This window comes from Streptomyces sp. NPDC088554, assembly GCF_044752945.1.
In the GTDB taxonomy this organism is placed as follows: Bacteria; Actinomycetota; Actinomycetes; order Streptomycetales; family Streptomycetaceae; genus Streptomyces.
In genome coordinates this window covers 14029-31998 of sequence record NZ_JBIVMF010000034.1, presented here as the reverse complement: position 1 = coordinate 31998, position 17970 = coordinate 14029, and the positions used below count along the sequence as shown (strand labels likewise).

Annotated in this window: 8 protein-coding genes; all 8 read left to right on the top strand. The window is 63.2% G+C overall.

The window, feature by feature from the left end:
• Positions 1-344 precede the first annotated feature (344 nt).
• The 8 genes from dpdE to dpdD are packed head-to-tail and all read left to right on the top strand — an operon-like array spanning position 345 to position 17924.
• Positions 345-3626: a protein DpdE gene (gene dpdE / locus ACIP8W_RS28510; RefSeq protein ID WP_402205223.1), complete on the top strand. Its 3282-nt coding sequence runs from the start codon at positions 345-347 to the stop codon at positions 3624-3626.
• Entirely contained in the window at positions 3619-6222 is a 2604-nt protein-coding gene (gene dpdF, locus ACIP8W_RS28505; RefSeq protein ID WP_402205221.1) for a protein DpdF, read from the top strand. The genes dpdE and dpdF overlap by 8 nt, the downstream gene beginning before the upstream one ends.
• Positions 6222-7133: a protein DpdG gene (gene dpdG, locus ACIP8W_RS28500; RefSeq protein WP_402205219.1), complete on the top strand. Its 912-nt coding sequence runs from the start codon at positions 6222-6224 to the stop codon at positions 7131-7133. Before dpdF ends, dpdG begins: the two co-directional genes overlap by 1 nt.
• The gene (gene dpdH / locus ACIP8W_RS28495; RefSeq protein ID WP_402205217.1) at positions 7126-10197 is read left to right on the top strand and encodes a protein DpdH; all 3072 of its coding nucleotides are present in this window, start codon (positions 7126-7128) and stop codon (positions 10195-10197) included. The genes dpdG and dpdH overlap by 8 nt, the downstream gene beginning before the upstream one ends.
• Complete coding sequence (locus tag ACIP8W_RS28490) at positions 10194-10883, top strand: hypothetical protein (RefSeq protein ID WP_402205215.1); 690 nt, start codon at positions 10194-10196, stop codon at positions 10881-10883. The genes dpdH and ACIP8W_RS28490 overlap by 4 nt, the downstream gene beginning before the upstream one ends.
• The gene (dpdJ, locus tag ACIP8W_RS28485) at positions 10880-15379 is read left to right on the top strand and encodes a protein DpdJ (protein ID WP_402205213.1); all 4500 of its coding nucleotides are present in this window, start codon (positions 10880-10882) and stop codon (positions 15377-15379) included. Before ACIP8W_RS28490 ends, dpdJ begins: the two co-directional genes overlap by 4 nt.
• Complete coding sequence (gene dpdK / locus ACIP8W_RS28480) at positions 15376-15897, top strand: phospholipase D-like domain-containing protein DpdK (protein WP_402205211.1); 522 nt, start codon at positions 15376-15378, stop codon at positions 15895-15897. The genes dpdJ and dpdK overlap by 4 nt, the downstream gene beginning before the upstream one ends.
• A complete protein-coding gene (gene dpdD / locus ACIP8W_RS28475) occupies positions 15894-17924 on the top strand; it encodes a protein DpdD (RefSeq protein ID WP_402205209.1) in 2031 nt (676 codons plus the stop codon). The genes dpdK and dpdD overlap by 4 nt, the downstream gene beginning before the upstream one ends.
• Positions 17925-17970: the final 46 nt, after the last annotated feature.

Genomic DNA, 17970 nt, shown 5'->3' with positions numbered 1-17970 from the left:
ATGAAACATTGCAGTTCACCCGGCTCCCGCTCTCTCGCTGCGGCGACCGGCCAGAGCGGCTGTCGGAATCTGACGGCCTCCCGCACCTGGCCCGCCCAGATCTATGGCAGGTGTTCTTTCGGCCGTCTTCGATCGCCGCCTACGAGTGCAGGCAACATCAAGAGTGCCGCGTTTGCCTTACATTGACCCTGTACGTCACGCGAGCGGTAGCTCCAGGGATCCACTTCCTGCGCCCATTTCGAATGGGTGTGCGAATCTCGCTTTTAGTTCGTTGACCTTGTTGTCGGCGGTTCCCTCTAAGCTCGTCGACGTTGGTATACGAGCAGGTGGGGGCGAGAAGAAGGATGTCTTCAGGCTTCGCGATAGGGCACCTCGTCGAGTTCACAGCGGCTCCGGGGGTTGGCCGAGTAGGGGCCATAGACGGCGACATGCTGCGCATCGACTTCTTCGAATCAGTAGCCGAGGAGATCGTCCACTCCCAGCATGTGCCGGCCAAGAGCTGCTGGCGTGCCCGGCTCGAACCCGAGACAAGGGTCTACTGGCGAGAACCGAGCACCGGAGACTGGCTGGCGGGACGGGTGACGGGAGAACACCTCCCGGAATACTTCATCCAAGTTCCCAACAAGAAGTGGAACGAGCGGGCGAGCGAGCGCGACCTCCGGGTGCGCTGGGACCGCCCCGTCCGCAACCCCCTCCAAGTCCTTACGAGCGGCGGCAACGAGTCGGGCTACTTTCGCGACGCTCGGCTGCCCTTCCTGCAAGATCTCGTAGCCCAACGAGCCGCCTGCGCGAACATGGCGGCGCTGCTGTCCTCAGCTGCCGAGATTTTTCCGCATCAGGTCCGGGCAGCCATGACGGTGCTCTCCGATCCGGTACAGCGATACCTCATCGCCGATGAGGTCGGACTGGGGAAGACCATCGAGGCTGGCTTCGTCATCCGCCAGACCCTTCTCGATGACCCGCGGGCGCGAGTCACTGTCGTCGCCCCCGAACCGCTTCGGCGCCAGTGGGACAAGGAACTCCGCAACAAGTTCTTCATCGACGACTTTCCTTCAGCGCGGATCGTGATCACGTCTCACGAGACACCGGAGAAGTGGCACGAATACCACGACAGTGCCCTAGTCGTCGTGGACGAAGCACATGCGCTGGCCCAGGACAGCGACGAGATGCCCACGCTCTACCGTGAACTGGCTGCCTTGGCGCACGCTGCCCCAAAGCTTCTACTGCTGTCCGCGACCCCTGTGACCTCTCACTACACGACTCATCTCGGACTGCTCCACCTGCTCGACCCTAACCTCTACAGCTGGGACGATCGCGAAGGCTTCGAGCACCGCTACGCCCTACGCGCCGAGTTGGCGGACAGCGTCTATGCCCTGGACGCCACCTTCACCTTCCTGCTGAGGTCAACGCTTGACGACATCCGGCGACTCCTCCCCGATGACCCCGGATTCGAGAATCTTGCGGGTCGGGTTGCCGAGTGCCTCACCGAGGACGATGACCTCCGTGACGGAGTGCAACCCGCCGACCTTTCCCTGTGTGTAGAGGAGTTGCGAGGGCACATCAGTGAGACGTACCGCCTCCATCGCCGGGTGATCCGGCACCGGCGCGACCAAGTGGTGCTTCCAGACGACGAAGACGAAGAGAGCGAGCCCTACGCCGTCCGCGGCCGGGAACGTCCGCAAGTTCTCACCCTGCCCCCCACCTTCGACGCCGTCGAAACTGCCCTCACGGAGTGGCGCACCGGCGTCTCGGATCACTTGCTCGATACCGGCCTCGAAGGCGAGACCAGCGCCTACGGACGCATCCTCAGCGTCCTTGCCTCCCGAGCCGGCGGGCCCTTCGATGACTTCGCCGACACTTTGCGCTGGCGCGTAAACGGAGACGCTCAAGCGGCACAACGAGCCGGTCTCAGTCCTCAGGAACAAGCCCTGCTCGCCGCCCCCACCCTCATCCCTGCAGAGGGGCAAGCACTCCTCGAACTTGAGAGGCAACTCAACGAGACACAAGGAAACCAGCGGGTGAAGGCGACGATCAGCGCCCTCATCCCGACCCTGAATCGCGGTGGGCGGATCGTCGTCTTCTGCGGTCCGGGATCACTGGCGCACCAACTCGCAGCGCGCCTAGGCGGTTTGTCGCGAACCGCGCAGGTTGAGGAGCACACCCGCCAGATCGGCGCAGCAGCTTCCGAGGAAGCGGTCACAAAATGGCGCACAGCGGCGGGCACGTCGGTCCTCGTCGTCGACGACACCGCCGAAGACGGACTGAACCTTCAGGTCGCAGATGCCGTCGTCCATGTGCGTCTGCCGTGGAACCCAAACCAGCTCGAGCAACGAATCGGACGCGTAGACCGCTATCGCAACACCGAATCCGTCAGCCAGTCCGATGCCGCCAGCCAGTACGTGCTCAGCGCAAGCGCCGAGCACGAAGCCCTCGGCACAGCGTGGCTGGACCTGCTGCTCGACGGTTACAACATCTTTTCGAAGTCGGCGTCGACACTGCAGGACGCCATCGCGGAAGGCCTCGACGCAATCTGGACCGACGCACTGCGGGACGGCCCTGCAGGGCTCACATCCGCGCAGCAGCGCGTAAAGGATCAGCTCCTCGAAGCGCGCCAGCAGATCGAGAAGATGGACATGCTCGAGGCCATCTACCTTGACGCCGACGGCCGGGACAACACAGCCAAGGCCCTCAGAGACCTGGAAGTGAACTGGAAAGACATCCAACGCGCTGCCTTCCAGTACACGAGCGAAGGATCTGGCGGCATCAACATCCGACGCTCCGATCACATCGTCGGCGAAACCGTCTTCGACCTCGTGGAGTCCCGGCCGCATGTGCCACCGCGCCTGTACCTGGCACAGACTGCCGCGCTGACTCCGGCCGTGACGCGGGGGACGTTCAACCGGTCAAAGTCTCTGCGCTCCCCAGGCACCCGGGTGTTTCGCATCGGCAACCCCTTCATCGACATGCTCTCCTCGCTGAGCGCGATCGACGAACGTGGCCAGGCAACTGCCTTCCAGCGCATTGACCCCAGCCACACGGGTGATCCAGAACCCTACTTCGGCTTCGACTTCCTTGTTGAGGCCGACATTTCGGCAGCAGCAGAGACGATGACCAACCCGGAAGAGGTGAGCCGGGCGTTGCAGCGACAGGCTGACCTTCTTCTTCCACCGTTCACTCGCAGAGTGTGGGTGCGGGCAGGGAGCACCGAGGCGTTGACGCTCGCCACGGCGCTCGAGTGGCTGAACAGCCCTTACGACAACCGGAAGTGCCGGAACTTCAACAACCAGCGGGTTCGTGAGCTTGTCGGCATCTTCGGCGGCTGGTCGGAGTTCCAGCACTCTGCTGAAACCGCCGAGAAGGTCGCACGCAACGAACTCTTCCGCGTCACCGACCTGGCGGCGCTCTGTACCGAAGCTCAGCAACGGGCTCGCCGGCGACTTGCTGTGACCCGGGCCCAGGCAGAGGCACGCAGGGCTGCCGGACGACTCTTGCGCGATACCGAGAGCCAACTGGCCGACGTGAACACCGCCAGTCTGCTCATCGACGGACTCACGCAGCCGAACGTCCGGCTCATGTCCGCTACGTGCGTTGTCCGCGGGGGAAACGGAGCCCAGCGTCATGAGTGACAGTTGGACCGGGGCTCAAGAACTCTTTGACACCTGGCCGTTGGTTCCCCCGACGTCCGAGGACACGGAATACCGCGGAACTCTGCGACGGCTCAAGGACACCCTCGAAGGGCTGATGGAACGCCGGTCTTCATGGCGTGACGTGGCAGCACTGACACGACAAATCCTTCTTGAAGCCCAAGCCCACGGAAACAACTCTGGCCTCGAAGTCCCGCTCGGCGCACCGCTGCCCACACGGCTGCAGTGGGAACAACTCCACTGCCACGCCCTCCCGGCTGGTCGTCGCGTCCTGGTCACAGCCCGGCCATGGCACCCCGACATATCAGACCAGAAGGCCACCGAGGCAGCTGAGCACGACTTCCAGCAGATTCACCTCGGAGAGAGCCTCCATCAGCATCTGGCATTGGAGCCCGGCCCAGCCGACCCCTTCTGGATCCAGGCTCTCGGCGAGGACTACGCCGAGTACAAGTCGATCGGCCAGCGCCAAGCAGCACGTGCCGTAGCACTCGCAGAACCGGGCAGCACGGTGATCGCCTGCCTTCCGACCGGCCACGGAAAGACTGCACTCGTGCAGGCTCCCGCGCTCCTCTCAAGCAAGCGCAGCGGCGTGACCCTGGTCGTCGTGCCAACGGTTGTGCTCGCCCTGGACATGGAACGCCGCGCCCAAGAGCTGCTGAGCGCCCGCGGCCGGCAAAGCCCTACTGGCCGATACGCCTACATCGGCAACCTAGACGAGAACCTCAAGCAGCAGTTGCGAGAGGACATCCGGTCTGGCAGCCAGCGGCTGATCTTTACGAATCCTGAATCGCTCGTGTCCGGCCTCAAGTCCGCCCTCGAAGACGCTGCCGAGGCAGGCCACCTGCAGTACTTCGTCGTCGACGAAGCGCATCTTGTCGAGCAGTGGGGCGAGGGCTTCCGACCTGAGTTCCAAACCATGTCCGTCCACCGTCGTACCTGGTTGAGCACCGCCCCTAAAGGGCGTGAACCCGTCACCGTCTGTATGAGCGCGACACTGACCGAACAGCAAGTGACCACGCTCGAGAAACTCTTCGCAGGGTCCAAGCCCGCTGAGATCGTTTGGGGCGCCCAACTGCGCCACGAGCCTAGCTACTACATAGACGACTTCACGGAAGAAGAGGAACGCACGGAGGCAGTCCTTCGTGCAGTCGACCGTCTGCCGAAGCCACTGGCTCTGTACGTGACAGAGCGGAAAGACGCCCGGGCATGGGCAGACCGCCTACGCACAGCTGGCTACAGGCGAGTCGCCGATGTCGCCGGCTATTCAAGCCCCGACGAGCGTCGACAAGCCGTAGAAGGATGGGGCGGCCGCTCTGCCGTGGGCCCTATCCCCACCCAATACGACATCGTCGTAGGAACCTCAGCCTTCGGCCTGGGTGTCGACCTCCCCGACGTCCGCAGCGTGGTGCACGCATGCCTGCCGGAAACCGTCGACCGCTACTACCAAGAGGTAGGACGGACCGGCCGGGACGGATGCCCGTCCGTGGCTTACCTGGCATCGGCCCCCCGAGACCTGCCCGTCGCCGAGGGCATCAACCGGCAGGCGATCATTAGGGCCGACACCGCCTGGTCAAGATGGCGGTGGATGTGGGACGTCCGGGATAAGACGTATACGCGTCCGCGGCACTACCTCATCAACCTCGACTCGATCCCGGACAACGTCCATGACATCTCCGAGGCCAACCGGGACTGGAACATTCGCACCCTGAACCTCATGCTGCGCGCAGGGCTCATCGAACTCCATGTCCCTGAACCACCCCAGCGGAACGAAGGCGAACCGCGTGCCGTCTTCCAGGAACGCCTCAACCGGTTCTACGAGTTGGCTTCCACACATGTCGACGTCTCCATCGCGGACACGCAGACCAACGACGAAGGACACTTCCAGGCTCGCTTCGAAACTGAGCGCCGGCGCTCGATCACTGCTCAGAGGAACGCACTTACTGATCTCCGAACCTTGCTGCGCGGCGAGCGGTGCTCCGGCGAGGTACTCAGCACCTACTACCGGGTGCAACGAGGCGCAGCCCCGCTGCTGTCGGGTATCAACTGCCGAGGCTGCCCCAGTTGCAGATCGACAGGTCTTCCTACAGACAACGGCTTTTACAGGCTGGCGGGAGACCCTCATCCGCTAGTTCCTGCCCCTCCGAGGGCCAATCGCGACCCCCTCGGAACCTTGCGCGGCACCGCTTCCTGCCTCAGCTTGTGGTGGGGGACCGACGCTGAGCGTCAGGTTAATGTGCCCCGGCTTCTGGAGATGTTGGCCCTTCGCGGTATGAACGTGATCGGTGGGCCAGGGATCGCCTCCCGCCTAGCCGAGACCCTCCAGGAGGATGTAGCGCCCCGCCCGATCATCTGCGACACCGACGCGGACCTGCTGCGCTTTTATGACGGCCCCATCGTGTGGGTTCTGGACGATGATCCGTCATCCGTGGACAGCGTGCTCAGGTCACGACTTGGTTCACCAGACGTGACGTACCTGATCCACCCACGGGGCATGCCGCATCCAGAGCGGCCCGACCTGCCGTTCACCGCTCTTCATCCTCAAAACTTCCCCGTCCGGAATGCGTTGGAGTCGTTCTGATGGCCCTGATCAATGTGGACGCTTCGCGCCCTGACCCCATGTGGGCAGTCGTCCGTCTACTCGCCCACTCGAAGAAGCCTGTATCGCTCAACAGCGCACGCGCCCTGTTGAGTCCGCCGACGCTAGCTTCCCCAGAGAAGGACGATGCGTCGGAGATGTTCAACAAGGCCATCAAGACCCTTCGGGAACTCGGGTTGCTTCACGTTCACGACTCCACCAGTGAGCTGAAGCTTGTCGGACCCGCCGCACTTCTCGACGGCCGTGACTGGGATGCCTTCTCCGCTGCTCTGCGCACCGCAGTGCTCGCGCCTGACCGCAACAGCGGTTTGGGAGACAACGAGGAGCAGAAGGAATCCCGCGACCTCACTCGGGCCCTGGCCTGGTTTCTCACCCTGGATCCTATGGAGGCTCCGGTGGCTTGGGAGCAAGCGCAGAAGCTCAGGCAGAACGCTTTGAAGCCGGAGGCCGGCCCTGCCATCGTTAACGCTGAGCGTTGGCGGCCGTTTGGCGACTGGGCGCCCGCGTTGGGGCTCGCTGCCCGCCCCCTCCTCTCCGGGGAAGGCAGTAGTCCGTTGACTCCGGACTGCACCGCCGCCGTCAGGTATGTCGTTCAGAGCCTGTGGGAGCCTGGCCAGCAGGTTAACGCCGTAGCAGCCGTCCGAAGCATCCGTGAGCACTTGCCAGTGCTGCCGGGCGGCGAATACTCGCGGACTCTTCAACTCGACAACCCCGGCGACCGTGTGGCGGGCGCTGCCCTCTCCTTTGCACTGCTGCGTGGTAGCGACGAGAAGTGGCTGCGTCTAGAGCTCGATTCCGATGCCCCTCTAGTACTCCAGGTAGCCGACCCAGAGCAGCCTTCGAGCCCGCGCTACGTAAGCGACATCACGATGCAGGAGGTCCCAAGTGCCTGACTTCCGTGGACAGGTCTGCTGGGACCCCGCGACTGCTGCTAACACCATTGGCGTCGAAGCCATCTCTCCTTCTCCTGCCGTCTTCCGGGCCACGCACGCTCCCCTGAGGATCCAACGAGCGCGGCTCGACGGCCGCCAACTTGTGCTCGAGGGGCAGCCGGTCGATGAGCGGGCGGTCCTTCATGACTTCCTGAATCATGAGTCCAACACCGGCGCGCTGCTCATGCCCATCGTGGGTGAGTCTGGTTCTGGAAAGTCGCACCTCGTCCGGTGGGTGCGCGAGCATCTTGATCTGGTCGACGATCAGTCTGAGTCTCGTGAGGTCATCTACCTTGAGAAGCACAGGACGAGCCTGAAGGCAGTAGTTCAAAGCCTGATCGCCAAGGCTGACAGCGATGAACTGAAGCAGTTGAAGGCGGAGATCGACAAGTTCACCGCTGACATCGACGCATCAGTGCTCGCTCGGCGCCTCATCCATTCACTCAACGAGACCCTTGTAGCCGAGACAGGACGCGGGGTTTCAGGGCCGGCTCGGCAGCTCTTCGGCCCTCAGGGACTCGGAGCACTCCTTGACGATCCGCACGTCAGTGAATTCATGCTCAGGCCGGAGAAGTTTGTTCCACAACTAGCCACCTACCTCCTGCGGGACCGTACCAAGGGAGAAGGGGATCGCCCTCCGAAGTTCACCGTTCATGACCTCCCTCTGGACATCACCGGCGTCAGTAAGGCATCAGCCCTAGCCAAGAAGTGGGTTCAGGTCCTCAGTTCCAAGGCCGAACTTCAGGAGATCGCGATCGACCTTCTGAACGAGCACTTGGAGACTGCGATCAACCGGAGCTTCAACCTGGGCATGGGGCGCCTGCTAGAAGCTATGACCCTTGTGCGGGAGGAGTACCACCGGCAGGGCAAAGAGATCATTCTTCTCATCGAGGACTTTGCCCTCATCCAGGGCGTTCAAAAGGACCTGCTCGACGCCATCGTCGAAGCGGCCCACCGCGAAGGCTCCACCCGCCTGGCCCCCATCCGCACTCTCATGGCGGTAACTACTGGCTACTTCCGTGACCTGCCGGAGACAGCTCTCACACGCGTACGCGCGAATCTTGGCTACGCCTACGACCTAGACGTGCCGTTCAGCCAGGAAGACACCGGCGAAGAGGCGATCGCCGCATTCGTGGGCCGCTACCTCAACGCCGCACGTGTCGGCAAGGATCGACTGGAGCAAGCAGGCGATGCAGAGCCGACGAACGCATGCGACGAGTGCCCGCTACAGGCTCGTTGTCACGATGCGTTCGGGGCATCCGCTGACGGCTACGGGCTGTACCCCTTCAACAGGTCGGCCCTTACCCGCGCGGTCCACTCGACTGCTTCGAAGGCCGAGCCGTGGGCGTTCGTTCCTCGAACCGTTCTGGGAAGCGTGGTACGGCCAGTCCTTATTCAGCACGCTAGCTCGCTGCGGAAGGGAGAATTCCCGGACGCTTCCTTCTCCGAGGGATTCCCCACTGCTGAGATCGATCAGCCCCTCAGCACAGCCGTGCAGCAACTCGTCGAGCGGAGCGATCCTGTTGCCGCCGACCGGCGCAAGCGGGTACTTGAGTTCTGGGAAGATGCAGCCGCTCAGGGCATTGAAATCGACCCCACGGTGCTGGAGGCGTTCGCCCTCAGCCCCATGACGGCCGAGTCTCCGGTCCTCCCTGAGCAGCCGCGACGTGCTGCAGAGCCCTCCCGGCGATCCAGCACCTCGTCGAGCACCGCCAAGACGGAAGACAAGACCTTTCCCCCGTCGGTGCAGCGGAGCCTTCAGAACATCGAGGAGTGGGTGACCCGCGGCGAGGATCTCCAGCAGGATTACGCTCGGACGATCCGCACAGTCGTTGCCACCGCGGTGGCCCAGCGGTACCGGTGGAATACACCGCTCATGCAGGCGCAAGCCAGTGTGAAGGACAAGGGCTGGCCGAACAATGCCACCGTCGTCAGCATCGAAGGCTCAGCGGTCGCAGGCATCAGCGGTGCAGACAGCGCCCCCATTCAGTTCAAGCGGAGCGCGACGAACAGTAGATTCTTCCAAAGCTTGATCCGCGCGCAGTACGGGCTAGATCAGGTCCGTGGGGAGGACGTCCGGAGGCTGGCTACCGTCGCCGAAGAGCACACCCGTGCGATGGCAACCAGAGTTCAGCGCAACTTGGAGGTCACAGACGACGACCTCGTGCTCGGTCTGCGCGCATCCCTTCTGGGAGCGGTTCTTGCAGGCCGCGCCTGGCCTGGCATGACCATCGAGGAGTTGCTGGCAGCTGCGGTCGACGACGGCGAGAGCTGGAAGGGCGCCGGCACTATGCCGAGGCCTGAGCGGTGGACCGTCGCACTCAACCAGCACCTTGCTGCGCGCAGCGCCCTGGTTAAGCGCATCCGTACCGGGGTCGGCATCTCGCAGGGCAGCAGAGGAGCAGTGGGCATGATCGATGCTGCCCGGGCGGTCCCTCTGCTGGAGCAGGCAGCCACCAACTGGTCATGGGAAACACCAGTGAGCACCGTCCCGGAATGGATCAAGCCTGCAGTCAAACCGTTCGTGTCATGGCCCGCCCTGATCGCCGGACAGATCACGATGCTCGACGATCTACTCCGCGACATCCGACTGCGGCAACCGCGCAGCACCCCGGGGAAGAACACCCTCGCTAGCATCAAGTCTGCCGTTGATCGGGCCAGGGAGGTCAGCTTGTCGCTGTCTACTCAGCGAGCACGCGATCTTGATTTGCTCCTTGAGCAGGCAAGCGCCGTGGAGTGGTCCACGATCTCCGCGCTGGAGGATGAGCTGGGGCGTTGCCACGACGACGACCGTCCAGAGACGACCCTTCTCACTGCACGCATCCGCACAGCCGCCCAGGACCGCGGATCCTCCATCGCGGTCGTTCGGAACCTGCTGTATGTGGCTGATGAGTGGCTCGACGAAGCCCTGAAGGGTGCTGAGATGCGGGCAAGTTCTTCGGCCGCCAAGAGCGCAGCCGATGGCGTACAGGAACTCGTTGCCGAATGGCGCTCTCTGGTAGCCGAAGGGGTTGATGGTCAGTGACCCAGATGTCCGTGTACGAGAAGGCAAAGCTGCTAGAAGATCACGCCTCCCGCATCGCGGATGGCGAAGAGTCCCAGCGTCAGGCCACCCGGGTTTCAACTCGGTTGATGGAGCTTCGGTCCCAGCTCAATCAACTGCGCTCCCAGTTGGCTGTCGCCCAAGCTCTGCAGGCCCGTGGCGCGGGCCTCGACATCGACCTGTCCAGCATCGATGACGGGAGAGCGGGCTTTGAGCGCAGCTTGGGGCCTAGCGGCCTGCCCTCCAATCAGGTGTTCAACACGGCGAAGAAGAAAGCACAGGTGGTTGCTGATCGTCTTGGGGAAGCAAATCAAGCCGCTTGGTCCGTGTGGACGGCACAGCTACTCGAGGAGTTGCCCGTAGCGCGGATCTCGATGCTTCTCGATCCAGGGGCCGAGAAGCAGGCATCCGCCCGCCATGCCGAGCTTGAGCGCCTGGCAAAGGGCAAAGCGTCCCAGGACTCCATCACTAACTTCGCTGTCACTCATGCTGGCTTGGCTGAACTACTTCAGGACGCTCAAGACCCGCCGCAGGCACTAGCCGTTCTGCTGGATCGACTGCGCGAGCAGTCCGGTCTCACGCTACGCGACGTCACCGACGAAGAGATCGCGCTCATCCGAGAATACGGGATGGATGCCCACATCAGCCTGAAGAGGAAGGGCTCGTGAACCAGCGCAGCATGGACCAGGATTTCGCCAATGAACTGCTCAACCGCTTGGAAGACCTCGAACTGCCGCTGCTCTCGTGGGGCGTGACGGAGGGTGCCCTCTCTGAAGACGACGTGGTCGAATGTATCGAGTCTGTTCTCAGCGACCATCCGAAAGCCCCGGAGAACGTCTCACCTCATGACGTACTCCAGGAGATGCGCGGCCTCGCCCTGATCTGGAAGGTGCCCTGGCCGAATGACGGGCCAGCGCGCTATCGCACGCGATTCGCCGAGTCACTCCGCCTCACAGCCGGGCTTCGCCAGCTCTTCCGGCCTCGGGGCGACTGGGCAGACGAGGCACCGAATGGATGGTGGCGTCAAGGAAAGCGCCTTGTTGCCGACTACCGGCTTCACACGCGGCATCGGCGCTACCCCAAGCGTGACATCTCTGCCTCATCGGCGCTCGAACAGTTGGGTACTTCGCCTAGCTGGGGAAACCTCCAAGACCGCGTCGCAAAGGCCTACCTGGGTGGAAAGAGTCTGGCACGCTTCCAGTTGGAAGCGACCCAAACTGTCTTTGAATCGCTCGCCCACCAGGACAAGTCCAGTGGAATCATTGTCGGGGCCGGCACGGGTAGTGGCAAGACACTCTCGTTCTACCTGCCCGCGTTCGCGGCAATGGCGGCACACGCTCCAGGTAAAGTCCACACTCTGGCCCTGTACCCGCGTACCGAGTTGTTGCGCGACCAACTCAAGGACGCCCTCACGGAGGCCAGCAAGGTTGAACAGGCACTCGCGCAACAGGGTAGGCGATTTCTACGCATCGGCGCGCTCTATGGAGGCACCCCAACCAAGTCCACCGATTGGCGGCTGACTGAAGGCAGGGGTTCGGGGCGTTGGAAGCGGTTCCAAGACGGATTCATCTGCCCTTTCCTTTCTTGCCCCAACGACAAGTGTGAAAACGGGGAGTTGGTGTGGTCCGATGCGGACCGCGCGGCCGACATCGAGCGCCTCGTCTGCTGGCGCTGCCGGTATGAGGTACCCGAAGGGCGCCTGGCCCTTACGCGTAGTTCCCTGCGGAGCAGCCCACCCGATCTGTTGTTCACGACGACCGAGATGCTGAACAACTGCAGTGCGGACGGCAACCTCGACGGCCTTCTGGGTTGGCGCGGCGGGCAGGTCCCTTCGTTGATGCTCCTCGACGAGGTCCATACCTATTCCGGCGTGCATGGCGCCCAAGTCGCCTACCTACTACGAAGGTGGCGCGAAGCGGCCCGCAAGCCGGTCACGTTCGTTGGCCTGAGTGCCACGCTTCGCGACGCCAAGGAGTTCTTCGCACAACTCGTCGGTCTACGCGACAGCGACATCGACCCCATCGCTCCGTCCGAGGACAGCATGGTGGAGGAGGGCCGCGAGTACGCGCTCGCCCTGCGCGGTGATCCCGTGGCAGGGGCCAGCCTGCTGTCGACATCTATCCAGACAGCGATGCTCTTCGGCCGAGTGCTCGATCCAAGTGACGAGACCTTTCTGTACGGATCCACCGGATTCCTGTTCACCGACGACCTGGACGTCACCAACCGCTTCTACAAGTACCTACGTGACGCGGAAGGCGACCAAAACCACCGCGGTGTCAGGAGCCGAAACGGCGACGTGCTTGCCGGACTGCGCTCACGCGAACGGCCTGAGCCCGAGGCCCGGTACTACGACGGCCAGTCGTGGGATCTCGTCGAGAAGATCGGCAACGAACTCGCTCGTGATCTGCGCATGCACCACTTGGTCATTGGTCGCACTTCTTCGCAGGACGCTGGCGTTAACCACAACGCCAGGCTGACTATCGCCACCGCCTCCCTGGAGGTGGGGTTCAACGACCCCCGTGTTGGCTTCGTGCTTCAGCACAAGGCGCCTCGCAATGCTGCCTCCTTCATCCAGCGTCGCGGGCGTGCTGGTCGTGCCCGGGGTACGCGGCCGATGACCGTCGTGGCTCTCTCTGACTACGGTCGTGATCGTCTTGCTTACCAGGGCTACGAGACGCTCTTCGCGCCAGAGGTTGAGGCGATCAAGCTGCCTCTACGGAATCGCTATGTCCTCAAGATTCAAGGGGCCCAGGCCCTTCTCGACTGGGCAGGGCGTCGCCTGCGCAGCAAGGGCTTCCGCTATGCAGACCCGCGCAAGCTCCTGAAAGCGCCGAAGTCGGGCGCTGTGGACCCCCGCTTTGAACGCGAGCACAAGGCACTCATACAGGTGCTGGATGAGTTGCTGAACGACGACCGTGTCCAGGACCAGTTCGCAAAGCACCTCACCAGGGCCCTGCAACTCCCCGCCGACGAAGTGCAGGCCGTGTTGTGGGAACAGCCGCGGTCTCTGCTCCTAGCCGTGGCGCCCACCGCACTACGACGGCTCAACTCCGGTTGGAAACCGCTGGTGACTGACGCCGGCGCCGTGAACGACGCCATGCTCCCCGAGTACATCACTCGAACTCTGTTTGAGCCCTTGAATCTTCCAGAAGTTGATCTGGAGCTCCCCTTTGACGACGGAGACGGAGCCGTCGAACCGATGCCGATCGGGAGAGCCCTCACGGAGGCGGTACCCGGCCGAGTTAGCCGACGCTTCGGGTACTTGAACGACGACCATCGCACGTGGCTCCCTCTGCCTGCCGAAGGCAGCGACGTCCTCAATCTCACGCAGTTCGTCAGGGATGGGATGCCCGAAGGCCCTTGGCGGCCTCACGAGCACGGCGGGGCCGAATTCGAGGTCGTCAGGCCGAAGCGGATAGGGCTGGTCGAGCCAGACAGCGACATCATTGACCAGTCGCAGGGCGTCCCGGTGTGGGGCACACAGGTTGTTGCCCCTGACGATGTCCAATTCGATGAAGGGATGGTGCCGAAACCGTCCCCATGGCAGAGGCGGATCGACGCCGTCAGCTTCGCGACACACGCGGCTGGCAACCCCGTCGAGGTGCGGCGCATGACGATCGGCGCCGAATGCACGGTCCGCCGTGAACGCCAGGAAAGCGAGAACCAGTCCGTCCGCTACGAACTCCGCGGAAAGCCCGCTGCCCTCGGATTCCGCCTCGGTGTCGACGCCGCCTGTTTCAAGGTGCGTCCCTTGAACGTTGAGGACCCCGCGGTCAACCGGTACCTGGCCTCGCCACAATGGCGTGCTCTTGCGTTCGCACACGCAGTCCAAGAAGATCCGGCACTGGCTGATATCTCAAACTTCTTCCAGCGCGAGCGACTCGCTCAGATCTACCTGACGGCATTCGCGTTGGCCGGTCTGACTGCGGAGCGCACGAACGCGGAGATCCGCACGCTCCTCTCGAATGGGGGATGGAGCAGAGATCTGGCAAGGATCTTCCAGGTGCTCTATCGGGATGCCGACTTGTCCGAGGAGCACCTGGACAACGACCGCCTCGTTTCTGAACTGACAACACTGGTCACCCAGGGCACCGTCATCGAGGCCCTCAATCGAGCAGCCCGGCTCCTCGTTATCGAGGACGTGTCCGCAGACACGGCTGACTTGGCGCAGCGTGCCTACCGAGACACCATGGCCGCCGGGATCCGTACTGCCGCCCAGCGCGCATGCCCGAACGCGCAAGACGGCGACCTCATCATCGACGTGCTACTCGCCGACGAACCGGATGGACTTACGACCATCTGGCTCAGCGAGACCTCCGTCGGAGGCCTGGGCGTGATCGAGCAGCTGATCGATTACTACTCGGCGGATCCCCGAAAGTTCTGGGGACTTGTGACGAGCAGCCTCGCACCCAGTGAATTCGAGTATGTGGATGCCACTTTGACGCGTTTCCTCGAGCACGTCACTGAGGAACCGGGGGGTGCCGCTGCACGTGCCATGGCGACGCTTCGCGCTAACGCGCCGGCACAGCAAGCCCAAGGCGCACTCGGTGATCTACGGGAGGCATGGGCTCGATTGGACGGCCCACCTCGGCATGCGGCAGTCGCGGCGTTGTCCACACGCTTGCTACGCCCGGGCTCCGGGCCCGACATCGACGCCGCGGCTCTCGCTCTCGTAAGAGCCTGGACTGCGCTCGAAAAGCGTCTGGGAATTGAAGTCGACGCACGCGTCGTGGCGTACGCCGTGGGATCGAAGCAACTCGAACTGCCTGGAATCCGTTCGCTCAGCGCCGACCAGGTCTTCAGCCTCCTGTGGCCTCGGGGTCACCAGGCTCGTACCCAGGACCTGAAGCATTACCAGCCGTACGCCGAAGCACCTGTACTGGAACGACTTCTGTTTCAGGCCGCTCACGACGACCGGCTGCCCGAAGTCGATGTGACGCAGGCTGCCTGGGTTGAGTCGTACTGCAAGCACCTCTCAGCGACCTCCGCCGTCGATCTCATTTGTCCCGCCGGCAAGGAGGAGTCAATGGCGCAAGCCTTGAAGCAGATTCCTGTCACCCACATTGACCGGGACGTTCTGCGCGTCTACGGAGAGGTTTGCGGAGTCCTCCGTCAGCAGAGCGAACTCCGGGTCCGTGTCGAACTGCGGGAGGCGACCCAGTGAGTTCCCAGGAACGCACAATTCGTACCGGGCTACACACCACGGTGCGCGTAGACACCATGCTGACTTCGGCGCTGATCGCGGAGTTCATTGCGCCTAGCGATCACGTGTGGCTGGTGTCACCGTGGATCACCGATGTCCAGATCATCGACAACAGCCACGGTGCGTACGATGCGCTGTTTGGCGATGTTCCACCCCAGAACTGTCGCCTATCCGATGCCATCGCCCGCATCGCCCACGGTGGCGCGAAGATCCACGTCGTTACACGCCCCGACGCGCACAACGACGACTTCCTGCGCCGCCTCAAGAAGGCGGCAGAACCGGAGCGTATCCACTCGGCGCGGGATCTGAACATCCACGAGAAGACCTTGTGCGGCAACGACTGGATGCTCAGCGGCTCGATGAACTTCACCATTCGCGGCATGTCGAAGAACGACGAGAGAGTGACCTACACGGCAGGTATTGACGCCGCTGCCCAGGCACGCCTGGACCTGGCCGAGCGCTGGGGAGATGCCGCATGACTCAGCCTAAACACTGGACGCCGGAACGTATCCAGACCTTCCTCAGAGCATTCTTTGGAGCAGGCAACGACGCATGGCCCGACATGCGCCCGGACTACGCTCACAAGGAGCGCACCGAGCCCTTCGTCAAGGTTCTGCTCAGCGGCGGTGATGCGCCTATCGTCCTGCCGCGGTGGGACGCCGACAGCCATCAATTCGCGATGTACGCCATCGCACGCGACCGGGCTGACGTGACGAAGACAGCTGAGTTGATCGAAGCCTTCGCAGGGCCGACGTATATTTACTGCGACATGGAGCGTGGCGGCCTGCGCCCGGCCCGGCTCAACCCGGATGACCCAGTAGAACGCGCCATCTTGGACTTCGCCGGCGAGCGCGTGACCTTCAGGCTGACAACCGCGCAGCCCTCGCGTTACCGACAGAGCCTCACCAACGCATTGCTCTTGATGCAGAAGACCTATATAAGACGCCCGCCCCGCCTGTGGCGTGCAGTCAAACCCATCGGCCGGCTCATCGCGGAGTTCGATGCTGCTCTCGCGGCGGGCGGTGAAGCAGCTTCCCAAGATCTACTGGAGCAGTTGGCGGCGGCTGGTGGACTCACCGCCACGAACCTGGCGCACCTGAGGCTCAAGCGCCTGGATCGCCTCGGAGTGAGCAACAAGGTTCTCGCTTTTCCGAACCTGCCGGACATCGTGCACCAGGATCCACCTGCTGCGGTGAAGGGCGCCATTCTCAACGCTGTTTACACGGTGGCCCTCGAGGAACCTCTCGCTAGGCGAGACCTCGACGCGGCTAAAGAGGGTCTCATCGCCCACGGCAGGGTGGTCCCTGAACTGCTTGTCGGCGACCCCCGGTCGTATGGTCCTCAGGCGATGACCGTCGTCTTGCTTGCGGCCGTGATTCTCGATGATGTGACAGTTGCCCGTCGGGCATTGGCGGCCATTGAGGAACTGGATCAGGCGCCCCAGATCGCTGCACTCGCTCTGAGCGAGGCTGAGCGTCTGGCGGCTAAGCCGGTGCCTGATGCGGTGGCTGAAGCATCCTCGGAGGCATCCCCTGGCGCTGATGCAAGCGTGCCCGTCGAGTCTTGGCCAGAGTTGTTCTCTGCGCTTGCTGATGGAAGCCCAACTGGCAAGCAGGCCGTCGAAGACGAAGTGTGGGCGCTGTGGCCCACCCCGGCGCAGAACGATGACGTTCTGGCGGAGTTCTTGGACGGGTTGAGCGATGGCGAGGCGGGTGAACTGTGGCGTGCTGTCGGTTCGTTCCTCGATGCCGTGGGCTACGACGAGCCGGCGCCGAAGAGCGCGCATGCCTTCATTCGTAATGCCGTAGCCTTCGGCCGCTACAGCCCGGGTGATCTGGCTGTGCTGCAAGCTCTGATGGACATCGCTCTTCGGGCCTCACCCGCTGCCGACACCTACGGAGAGATCCTCAAGGACGTTAGCTCGGAGTGCAGTCGGTGGATCGCTCCCGAACGGGCCTCGGCCGCCTTGGACTTCGTTGACCGCCTATTTCTTGCTGCGTGCCCTGACGTGGATGCCCGTGAGAAATTGTGTGTCGATCTCCTCGCACCGTTGTCCATTCACCGGCACCGCCTTGCGGAAGCTGATCTGGCCTTCGCGCAGCGGCTCACTCATGAACTTGGCCTGGACGGTCTCGATTGGGCCGTTCCCGCAGAGGAGGGTGTGCAGGATGACCCCCTGGCGTCGATGCCGGCTTCGACGCTGCTCCTGTACTCCTTGGACGAGGCGGTGCTCACCAGGTGCCGGGAAGAGTTGCAGAAGATCGCTCCTGCTGTGAAGGTCTCGACTGCCTATGACCACGTTGGCACGCCGCAGCTGAGAGAGAAGGCGCGCAGAGCGGACGTGGTCGTTCTAGCGACGCGTTGCGCCAAGCACGCCGCCACCGGCTTCATCACTCAGCACACTGGCAATGACGTGCCGATCGAGTACGCGAATGGCAGCGGCTCGGCGTCTCTCCTGCGCGCAGCAGAGCGAGGTCTACGGCGCACGATCGCCGAGAGCGTCTGACGCACAGGTGGTCTCCCCCGATCCCCTGGGGGAGACCACCAGTTGA